The sequence below is a fragment of the Streptomyces sp. NPDC020917 genome (assembly GCF_044333795.1).
Classification (GTDB): domain Bacteria; phylum Actinomycetota; class Actinomycetes; order Streptomycetales; family Streptomycetaceae; genus Actinacidiphila.
Genome location: NZ_JBIRRR010000046.1, coordinates 1 through 11,634 on the forward strand (window position 1 = coordinate 1; position 11,634 = coordinate 11,634).

Below are 11,634 nucleotides of genomic sequence, written 5' to 3' on the forward strand. Positions count from 1 at the left end.
CTCACCAGCCCGCCGCACATCCCACACCCGCACCGGCAACGACCCCAGCACACCCCGCTCGAACAACCCCACCAACTCCCGCAGGATCACCCCGAGGCGTTCCGTCGAGACGTCGGTGAGGGCGTACGGGTGGTAGGTGACGCCAGGATGCTGGGCCGAGACGGTCTGCGGGTCGCGGATGTCGGTCTTGCCCATCTCCAGGAACCGGCCGCCGCGCGGCAGCAGCCGCAACGACGCGTCCACGAACTCCCGGGCGAGCGAGTTGAGGACGACGTCCATGCCCTGCCCGCCGGTGGCCTCGCGGAAGGCATCCTCGAAGGCGAGGGTGCGGGACGACGCGAGGTGCGCGTCGTCGAAGCCCATCGCCCGAAGCGTGTCCCATTTGCCCTCGCTTGCGGTTCCGAAGACCTCCGCGCCCCAGTGGCGGGCCAGTTGCGTCGCCGCCATACCCACACCACCGGCGGCGGCATGGATCAACACCCGCTGCCCGGCCTTGAGTTCGCCGAGGTCGGCGAGACCGAACCAGGCCGTCATGAAGACCACGGGCACGGCCGCGGCCTGCTCGAAGCTCCACCCGGTCGGCATCGGGACGACGAGCCGCTCGTCCACCACCGCCAGCGGGCCGAAGGACTCCGGCAGCAGGCCCATCACCCGGTCCCCCACCACGACGCCCTCGACACCCGACCCGACCTCGGCCACGACACCCGCGCCCTCGGTTCCGAGGTAGGCGTCCGGGTCCGGGTACATCCCCAGGTTGATCAGTACGTCACGGAAGTTGACGCCCGCGGCGCGGACCTCGACCCGCACCTGGCCGGCGGCAAGGGGAGCCTCGGCCGCCGGGCTCGGCACCGCCGACAGGCCGTCCAGCGTGCCGCTCCCGGAGGCGGCCAACCGCCAGGCGCCCTCGGCGGGCGGCACCAGACCCCCGCCACCGGCAGGCGCCCGCACCAGCCGCGGCACCAGCACCTCACCACCGCGCACCGCCACCTGCGGCTCACCCCCCGCCACCGCCACGCCGACCGCGAAGGCGATCTCGTCGTGCGGCGCGCTGGCGCCCGACGCGATGTCCGCGTCGGTGTCGACCAGCAGGAACCGACCCGGATTCTCGGCCTGCGCGCTGCGCACCAGACCCCACACCGGCGCATTCACCAGATCGGCGACGGACTCACCCGCGTGGGTCGCCACCGCACCACGGGTCACCACGACCAGCCGCGACCCGGCGAACCGCTCCTCGGCCAGCCACTCCTGGACCAGACCCAGAGCACTGCTCACCGCGTCCCCGACCGCGCCCGGCACATCGTCCGGGGCCGAGGCGGCGGGAGCCTGGGGCAGGACCACCGCGACGCACGCCGGCACCTCCTCCTCCATACCGAGGTCGGAGAGCCGCTCCACGAACGCGCATCCGCCGGGCGCGACGCCGCGGGCGGGCAGTTCGGCAGGTATCCAGTCCACGCGGTACAAGCCGTCGGCGGTGCTGCCCGCGCTCGCGGCGGCACGCACCTGGTCGGCGGTCGCCGTCCGCAGCACGAGCGACTCCACCGACACGACGGGCAGCCCCGCGGCGTCGGTCACGAGGACCGCCGCGGCATCGGTGCCCGCCGGGCGCAGCCGCACCCGTACGGAGGTCGCGCCGACCGCGCCGAGCGCCATCCCCGACCATGCGAACGGCAGCCGCAGGGTGGTGAGTTCGTCGGGCGAGCCACCGCGCAGAAGGACGATCCCGTGCAGGGCGGCGTCGAGCAGCGCCGGGTGGATGCCGAACCGGGCCGCGTCCTTGACCGCGGCCTCCGGCAGCGCCACCTCGGCGTACACGTCGTCACCGGCACGCCACGCGGCACGCAGGCCCTGGAACGCCGGCCCGTAGCCGTAACCGGCCGTCGCCACCTGCTCGTAGAAGCCGTCCACCGCGACGGGCACGGCGCCCGGCGGCGGCCACGCGGTCAGGTCACCGCTCGCGCCGGTGGCGTCGGACGGCACGGCGGCGAGGATGCCGACCGCATGCTGAGCCCAGCCTGCCGACTCCCGTGCCTCCTCGGGCCGGGAGTGGATGGCGAGTTCGCGCCGGCCGTCCGCGTCGGACGCACCGACGGAGACCTGCACCTGCACTCCACCGGTCTCCGGAACGACGAGCGGCACCTGAAGCGTCAACTCCTCGACCCGTCCGCACCCCACCTCATCCGCGGCCCGCAACGCCCACTCCGCCAGAGCAGCACCCGGCACCAGAGCCGTGCCCTCCACCCGGTGATCACCGAGCCACGCATGCGCCGCCAGCGACAACCGCCCGGTCAGCACCACCTGATCCGACCCCGCCAGCCGCACCACCGCACCCAGGAGGGGATGATCCGCCGCGGACTGCCCGAGCCCGCTCGGATCTCCGGAACGGCCGTCGTCGGCCGTCAGCCAGAAGTGCTCGTGTTGGAAGGCGTACGTCGGCAGGGCGAGTTGTCCGGCGCCGGCGGACTCCGGCGTCCCGGCGAAGACCGCCTGCCAGTCGACGGGCAGGCCACGCACCCAGCCCTCGGCAAGGGAGGTGAGGAAGCGTTCCTGGCCGCCCTCGTCACGACGCAACGTGCCCAGCGCGACAGCATCGGAACCCGCGTCCTCAAAGGTCTCGGCGAGACCGACCGCCAGCACCGGGTGGGCACTGGACTCCACGAAGTAGCCGAACCCATCGGCCAGTAGGGCCCGGACGGTCTCATCGAAGCGCACCTCCTGACGGAGGTTGGTCACCCAGTACTCGGCATCCAGGGCCGTCGTGTCGATACGGCCACCGGCGACCGTCGAGTAGAACGGCACGTCCGACGCACGAGGCGTGATGCCCGACAGGGCCTCGATCACTTCATCACGGATGGCCTCGACCTGCACGGAATGCGAGGCGTAGTCCACATCGATGCGGCGCGCCCGCACCCCGTCGCCCTCACAAGCGGTAAGGAGTTCAACCAACGCCTGAGGCTCACCCGAAACAACCGTGGACGACGGCCCGTTCACCGACGCCACACCGATCCGGCCGTCCCAGCGCGCGATCCGCTCCCGCACCGCCTCGGCAGGCAGAGCCACCGACACCATCCCACCGCGGCCGGACAGCGTCCCGCGAATGGCCCGCGCCCGCAGCGCCACCACCCTCGCCGCATCCTCCACCGACAGGGCGCCTGAGACGCACGCCGCGGCAATCTCACCCTGACTGTGACCAATGACCGCCCCGGGCTCCACACCCACCGACCGCCACACCGCAGCCAGCGACACCATCACCGCCCACAACGCCCCCTGAACGACCACCACATCGTCCAAAGCGCCTTCACGAATGGCGTCGACCACCGACGCGCCGACATACGGCTCCAGCGCCGCATCACACTCCGCCAACCGCGCCCCGAACACCGGCGACGAACCCAGCAGTTCCACCGCCATACCCGCCCACTGCGACCCCTGACCCGGGAACACGAACACCACCCGGTTCTCGCCCGAGCGCACCGCGCCGGTGACGAGTCCGGGCGCGGGAACTCCTTGGGTGAGGGCACCGAGCATGTGCCGGGCCTGGTCGACGTCGGCTGCCAGGACCACGCCTCGATGGGGCAACGCGGCTCGGGAGAGGGCCAGTTCACGTCCGGTGCGGTCGAGCGCCTGCGCGTCCGCCGACCCGGCGAAGGCCGCCAAGCGCTCGGCTTGCCCGCGCAGCGCCGCGGCGGACCTCCCGGACACCACCCACGGCACCACCGCGAGCGGACCCAACGAGCCGCCATCCGGCGAGACTTCGCCATTGTCACCGGCCGTCGACTCGGCCTGCGGCGGCTCCTCCAGGATCACGTGCGCGTTCGTCCCGCTCGCGCCGAAGGCCGAGACTCCCGCACGGCGCGGGTGGGCGTCGGCGGTCCACGGGACCGGCTCGGCAAGCAGCTCCACGGCACCGCTGGACCAGTCGACGTGCGGTGTCGGCTCGTCCGCGTAAAGGCTCTTGGGCAGCACGCCGTGGCGCATCGCCTCGACCATCTTGATCACGCCCGCAACACCCGCGGCGGCCTGCGTGTGCCCGATGTTCGACTTCACCGAACCGAGCCACAACGGGCTGCCCTCGACGCGTCCTTGCCCGTAGGTGGCGAGCAGCGCCTGCGCCTCGATCGGGTCGCCGAGCGTCGTCCCCGTGCCGTGCGCCTCGACCGCGTCGACGTCGGCGGTGGACAGGCCGGCGCTGGCCAGCGCGGCCCGGATGACCCGTTCCTGCGACGGGCCGTTGGGCGCGGTCAGCCCGTTCGACGCGCCGTCCTGGTTGACCGCGGAACCCTTCACCACCGCCAGCACGCGGTGGCCGTTGCGGCGGGCGTCGGAGAGCCGCTCCAGCAGCAGGACGCCGACGCCTTCACCCCACCCCGCGCCGTCTGCCGCCGCGGAGAACGCCTTACTCCGGCCGTCGGGCGCCATGCCGCGCTGCCGGCTGAACTCCACGAAGAGGGTGGGCGTGGACATCACGGTGACGCCGCCGGCCAGGGCGAGCGAGCACTCACCCGACCGCAGCGCTTGCGCGGCCAGGTGCAGGGCGACCAGCGACGACGAGCACGCCGTGTCCACCGTCATCGCCGGGCCCTCGAACCCGAAGGTGTAGGACACCCGGCCGGAGACGGCGGCCGGGGAGGATCCCATCAGGGCGTAGCCCTCGGTGTCGTTGGCGGTGGCGTCGGCGCCCACGGCATAGTCGTGGTGCATGACGCCGGTGAAGACACCCGTCGCGCTGCCCCTCAACGCACCCGGGTCGATCCCCGCCCGCTCCAGCACCTCCCACGACGCCTCCAGCAGCAACCGCTGCTGCGGATCCATCGACAACGCCTCACGCGGAGACACCCCGAAGAAGCCCGCATCGAACTCCCCCGCCTCATAGAGGAAACCACCCTCACGCGCATAACTCCGACCCACCACACCCGGAGTCGGATCGAACAACTCCTCCACGTTCCACCCGCGATCCACCGGGAACCCCGACACCGCATCACCACCCGAAGCAACCAGCGACCACAACTCCTCAGGCGAACCCACACCACCCGGATACCGGCACGCCATCCCCACGATGACCACCGGATCCGCCTCGGCTGCGCGGCCGTCGGTGTCCGCGCCGCCTGCCTCGCGCACCGGGACCGTCGTTGCGCCGGATCCCAGGACGCGGGCGCGCAGGTGGCCTGCCATGCCGAGCGGCGTGGGGTAGTCGAAGACGAGGGTGGCGGGCAGTTGCAGACCGGTGGCGGACGCGAGTGCGTTGCGCAGTTGCAGGGCGGTCAGCGAGTCGAAGCCCAATTCCTTGAAGCTGCGGGTGGGTTCGACGGCTGCCGGATCGGCGTAGCCGAGGACGGTCGCGACGCGGCTGCGGACCAGGTCGAGCAGGTGGCGGAGCTGGTCCTCCTCGGTCAGGGTGGACAGGGTGCGCAGGAGGCTGCCGGAGTCGGCGCCGGTGTCGGTGGCGCGGCGCGGGCGGCCGCGCACCAGGCCGCGGTAGAGCGGGAGGACGGACTCGCCGGCGCGGGCCTGGTCGCGCAGGCCGCGCAGGTCGAGGCGACTGGCGACGAACACCCCGGAGCCGCTGCTGGCGCAGGCAGCGTCGAAGAGCGCGAGGCCCTGTTCGGGCGACATCCGGGTGACGCCCATCCGCAGATAGCGGGCCACGTCGGCGTCGCCGAGGTGGCCGGTCAGCTCGCTGGTCTCAGACCAGTAGCCCCAGATCAGATCGGTGACGGGCAGGCCCTCGGCACGCCGCCTCCGGGCGAGAGCGTCGAGGAAGACGTTGGCCGCCGCGTAGTTGGCCTGGCCGGGGTTGCCGAGCGTGCCGGCGATCGAGGAGAACAGCACGAACAGGGACAGGTCCATGTGGCGTGTCAGCTCGTGCAGGTGCACGGCCGCGTCCACCTTCGGCGCCAGCACACGGGCCACCTGCTCGCCCGTCAGCGACGCCACGACCCCGTCGTCCAGCACGCCGGCCGCGTGCACCACACCCGTCAGCGGCCGGTCGGACGGAACGGCGTCGAGCAGCGCGGCCAGCGCCCGCCGGTCCGCCACGTCGCAGGCGACGATCTCCACGGTCTCCGCACCCGCGTCGCGCAGCTGCTGCTCCAACGCGTCGGCCCCTGCGGCGTCCCGGCCGCGCCGGCTGGTCAGGATCAGGTGCCGGACTCCGTGGCTGGTGACCAGGTGCTCGGCGAGCAGCCGGCCGAGGGTCCCGGTGCCGCCGGTGAGGAGCACGGTCCCGTCCGTCCGCACGGCGGGCTGGACCGGCCCGGCAGGTGTGGCACGCGCGAAACGAGGTGCGAGCAGCAGGCCGTCGCGGAGCGCGATCTGCGGCTCCCCGAGGGCGACGGCGACGTCGACCGCGGCGGACAGGGTGCCCCCGGCGGCGTCCGGGCGCTCCGGGCCGTCGGTGCTCTCGGCAGCCTCCGTACGGGCGGATCCGTCAGTGCTGTCGGTGACGGCATCGGCTTCGGCGTCGGCGTCGGCGTCGATCAGGAGGAACCGGTCCGGGGCCTCGGACTGGGCCGTTCGCAGCAGGCCCCACACGGGTGCGTGGACGAGGTCGGCGACGTCGTCGTCCGGTCCGGCCGAGACCGCCCCGGAGGTGACGACGACCAGGCGCGAGGCGCTCAGCCGCTCGTCGGCGAGCCACGCCTGGACGAGGCCGAGCGCGTCGGTGACGGCGCCGCGCACCAGCTGGGGCAGATCCGCGTCGACGTCCCCGCGGGTGCTCCCGCGGCCGAGCCGGACGATCACCTGGGCGGGCGGTTCCAGAGTTCCCTCGTCGAGTCCGGCGAGCAGCGCGGCGACGTCCGCGAGGTCCTGGCCGGCGCCGAGCGTCAGGACGGACCCGGGTGCGGGGGCCGCCGGCGACGCGGCGGCAGGGGCGGGCAGCGGCACCCACTCCAGGCCGTACAGACCGTCGCGACCCGCGGCGCCTTCGGCCTGCCGGAGCTGGTCGGCGGTGGTCTCGCGGAGGACGACGGACCGCACCTCCGCGACCGGCGCACCCGTCGCGTCCGCGAGTGTCAGCGCGACGGCGTCCCCGTCCAGGGGCCGGACCCGCACCCGCAGCCGGCTCGCGCCGACGGCCGACAGCGCCACGCCTTCCCAGGCGAAGGGCAGCCGCAGCGCAGCCGTCCCGGGCGTGTCGCCGTCGAGCAGCGACACGGCATGCAGGGCGGCATCCAGCAGGGCGGGGTGGAGGGCGAACCGCTCGGCGTCCTTGCCGGCGGCATCGGGCAGGGTGATCTCGGCGTAGACGTCGTCGCCGTCGCGCCATGCGGCACGCAGGCCCTGGAACGCCGGTCCGTAGCCGTAACCGGCCGTCGCCACCTGCTCGTAGAAGTCCTCGACGGATACCGGCCGGGCACCGGTGGGGGGCCAGGCGGTCAACTCAGCCGCGTCGGCGACGTGTTCCGCGCTCAGGGTTCCGGCGGCGTGCCGGGTCCACGGCTCGTCGGTGGCGATGCCGTCCTCGCTGCGCGAATGGACCGCGATCTCACGGCGCCCGTCCGGACCGGGGCCGCCCACGGACACCTGGAGCTGGGCGGCACCGCTCTCGGGGATCACCAGCGGGGCTTCGAGGATCAGCTCCTCGACCTGCGCGGCACCGATCTCCTCAGCGGCGCGCAAGGCCAGTTCCACGAAGGCGGCACCGGGCAGCAGGACGGTGCCGCGCACGGTGTGGTCGGCCAGCCAGGGGTGGGTGCGCAGCGAGACCCGGCCCGTCAGCAGCAGGGCGTTCTCGTCGGCGATCTGCACGGCCGCGCCCAGCAGCGGATGGTCGGCCGCACCGAGCCCGAGCGACGAGGGGTCAGCGCTGCCCAGCGAGCCGGACTCCAGCCAGTAGCGCTGGTGCTGGAAGGCGTAGGTGGGCAGGTCCACGCGGCGGGCGGGGGTCCCGGCGAAAACCGCCCGCCAGTCCACGGGCAGACCGCGGACCCAGCCCTCCGCCAGGGAGGTCAGGAAGCGCTCCTGGCCGCCTTCGTCGCGACGCAACGTGCCCAGCGCGACGGCATCGGAACCCGCGCCCTCGAACGTCTCGGCCAGGCCCACCGCCAGGACCGGGTGGGCACTGGACTCCACGAAGTAGCCGAACCCGTCAGCGAGAAGAGCGCGGACGGTCTCATCGAAGCGCACTTCCTGGCGGAGGTTGGTCACCCAGTACTCGGCATCAAGGGCCGTCGTGTCGAGCTTGCCGCCGGTGACCGTCGAGTAGAACGGGATCTCGGATGACGTCGGTGTGATCCCGGTCAGCGCCTCCACGACCTCGTCACGGATCGCATCCACCTGCGCCGAATGCGAGGCGTAGTCCACATCGATGCGACGCGCCCGCACACCGTCGCCCTCGCAGGACGCCAACAGCTCTTCCAGAGCGTCGACTTCACCGGATACGACCGTCGAGGAAGGCCCGTTCACCGACGCGACGGAGATCCGGCCGTCCCAGCGCGCGATCCGCTCCCGCACCGCCTCAGCCGGCAGAGCCACCGACACCATCCCACCACGGCCGGACAACGTCCCGCGAATCGCCCGCGCCCGAAGCGCCACCACCCTCGCCGCGTCCTGCACGGACAGGGCGCCAGAGACGCACGCCGCCGCGATCTCACCCTGACTGTGACCAATGACCGCCCCAGGCTCCACACCCACCGACCGCCACACCGCAGCCAGCGACACCATCACCGCCCACAACGCCCCCTGAACGACAACCACATCGTCCAAAGCGCCTGAACGAATGGCGTCGACCACCGACGCGCCGACGAACGGCGCCAACGCCGCATCACACTCCGCCAACCGCGCAGCGAACACCGGCGACGACTCCAACAACCCCATCGCCATACCCGCCCACTGCGACCCCTGGCCCGGGAACACGAACGCTACCCGGCCGGCACCGGGGCGGACGACCCCGGACACGACTCCAGGGGCCGACGCGCCCTCCGCCAGGGCGGCCAGCCCTGGCACCATCGCTTTGGCGTCGGCAGCGAGGGTGACGGCGCGGTGTTCAAGTGCGGCGCGGGAGACGGAAAGGGCCCGGCCGATCTGCGCGGGCTCGGGCATGTCGTCCGTGCCGGCCGCGAACGCGGCCAGCCGCTCGGCCTGGCCGCGCAGCGCGGCGCCGGACCGTCCGGACACCGGCCACGGCACCACCCGCAGCGGGCCCAACGACCCTTGCTCCGCTGGTGTCTCGGCGGGTGCGGCGGCCTCGTCGGCCGGCGGTTCCTCTTCGAGGATCACGTGCGCGTTCGTCCCGCTGATGCCGAACGACGAGACGGCGGCGCGACGTGGCCGGTCACCGCGCTTCCACTCCACCGACTGCTCCAGGAGGCGGACGGAACCCGACTCCCAGTCGACGTTCGTGGTGGGTGCGTCGATGTGGAGGGTGCGCGGCAGCTTCTCGTTCTGGAGTGCCAGCACCATCTTGATCACGCCGGCCATGCCGGCGGTGTGCGCGGTGTGGCCGAGGTTGGACTTGACCGATCCGAGCCACAGGGGGGTCGTGGTGGTGCGGCCCTTGCCGTAGGTGGCGAGCAGCGCCTGCGCCTCGATGGGGTCGCCGAGCGTCGTCCCCGTGCCGTGCGCCTCGACCGCGTCCACCTCGTCGCCGGTGAGGCCGGCGTTGGCGAGGGCGGCGCGGATGACACGCTGCTGCGACGGGCCGTTCGGGGCGGTCAGCCCGTTGGACGCGCCGTCCTGGTTGAGGGCGGAGCCGCGGACGACGGCGAGCACGCGTCGGCCGTTGCGGCGGGCGTCGGAGAGCCGCTCGACGAGCAGCATGCCGACGCCCTCGGACCACGCGGTGCCGTCCGCCCCGGCGGCGAAGGCCTTGCAGCGGCCGTCGGGTGCGAGGCCGCGCTGCCGGCTGAAGTCGACGAAGACCCACGGGGTGGGCATCACGGCGACTCCGCCGACGAGGGCCAGCGTGGACTCGCCGTTGCGCAGCGACTGCACGGCCAGGTGGAGCGCGACCAGGGACGACGAGCACGCGGTGTCCACGGTCAGCGCGGGTCCTTCGAGGCCCAGGGAGTACGCCACGCGGCCGGAGATGACGCTGATGAACGAGCCGGTGCCGGTGTAGCCCTCGACGCCGTCGGGCACCTGCTGCATGTTCGTGAGGTAGCCGGTTCCGGCGGCTCCGACGAACACTCCGGTCTTCGTGCCCTTGAGCGAGGTGGGATCGATCCCGGCGCGTTCCAGCACCTCCCAGGAAGACTCGAGGACGAGCCGCTGCTGGGGGTCCATGCCGAGGGCCTCGCGCGGGGAGACGCCGAAGAGTTCGGCGTCGAAGTCCCCGGCGCCGTCGAGGAATCCGCCCTTGAGGAGGTACGTCTTCCCGGGGGCGTCGGGGTCCGCGTCGTAGAGGGCCTCGGTGTCCCAGCCGCGGTTGGCCGGGAAGTCGGCGATGGCGTCGCCGCCCGCGTCGAGCAGGTTCCACAGGTCCTCGGGTGTGCCGACGTGGCCGGGGAACCGGCAGGCGACGCCGACGATCGCGATCGGCTCGCTCTCCCGGTCCTTGACCTCCTGCAGCTCCTGGCGGGTCTGGTGCAGGTCGGCCGCCACGCGCTTCAGGTAGTCGACCAGCTTGTCGTCGTTCGTCATCCGAGGCGTTCCTCCTCCGAGCGGTTACGGGATGTCCTGCGTCGTGTGGCCCGCCCGGCGCTCGTGCCGCTGCGCCGGGTGTGGCCGCTCAGGAGATCCCGAGCTCGTTGTTGATGAAATCCAGCACCTCGTCGGCCGATGCCGACTTCAGCCGGTCTGCGGCGCCGGGTTCGCGGGTGCTCGTGCCGGAGTCGCGCCAGAGCGCGAGCAGTGCCTCCAGCCGGCGGCCGACCGCGGCGCGCTGGTCCGCGTCCACGTCCTCGGCCGCGACGGTGGCGAGTTGGGTCTCGAACGCCGCCAGGTCGGCGAGCAGGTCGTCGGCTCCGGGCGGTTGTTCGTCGGGCAGCAGCGTGCCCAGCAGGTGGGCGGCGAGGGCGTCGGGCGTCGGGTGGTCGAAGACCACGGTGGCCGCGAGCCGCTGTCCGGTGGCGGTGCCGAGGCGGTTGCGCAGTTCGACACCGGTGAGCGAGTCGAAGCCCAGCTCCTTGAACGCGCGCGCCGGATCCACGGCGGCGGCCGAACCGTGCCCGAGCACCGCAGCGACGTTGGTGCGCACCAGGTCGACGAGGACGGCGCTGCGCTCGGCGGCGCCGAGACCGTTGAGGCGCGCGGCGAGGTCCGCGGCGCCCGAACGGGCGCCGGGGTCAGCGGCCTTGGCGGTACGGCGCTGCGGGATGCGTCCCGCGAGTCCGCGGGTGAGGGTGTGGAAGGCTTCGCCGGCGGTCTGGGCGTCTCCGGTCTCTGGTGCCAGGCGGGCGGTGACCGCCAGCGGCGCGTCCCAGCCCACGGCTGCGTCGAACAGGGCCAGACCCTGCTCGATACTCATCGGCACCACACCGGATCGGGCCAGGCGGGCACGATCCACATCGTCGAGGGACCCGGTCAGCTCCGAATCGGTGGCCCAGTGGCCCCACGCCATCGACACACCCGCCAAGCCGTCGGTGCGCCGCACACCGGCCAAAGCGTCCAGGAAGGTGTTGGCCGCCGCGTAGTTCGCCTGACCCGCCGTACCCACCACACCGGCCAGCGACGAGAACACCGCGAACAACGACAGGTCCA

2 protein-coding genes are annotated in these 11,634 nt (G+C 73.0%); both read right to left on the bottom strand.

Going from position 1 to position 11,634, the window contains the following annotated elements:
- Positions 1–10,575, bottom strand: a 10,575-nt coding sequence (locus ACH4TG_RS40750) for an SDR family NAD(P)-dependent oxidoreductase (protein ID WP_398248348.1), incomplete at its 3' end; no start/stop codon positions are given.
- 88 nt (positions 10,576–10,663) lie between these two features.
- A partial coding sequence (locus ACH4TG_RS40755; RefSeq protein ID WP_398248349.1) for a KR domain-containing protein occupies positions 10,664–11,634 on the bottom strand: 971 nt, incomplete at its 5' end.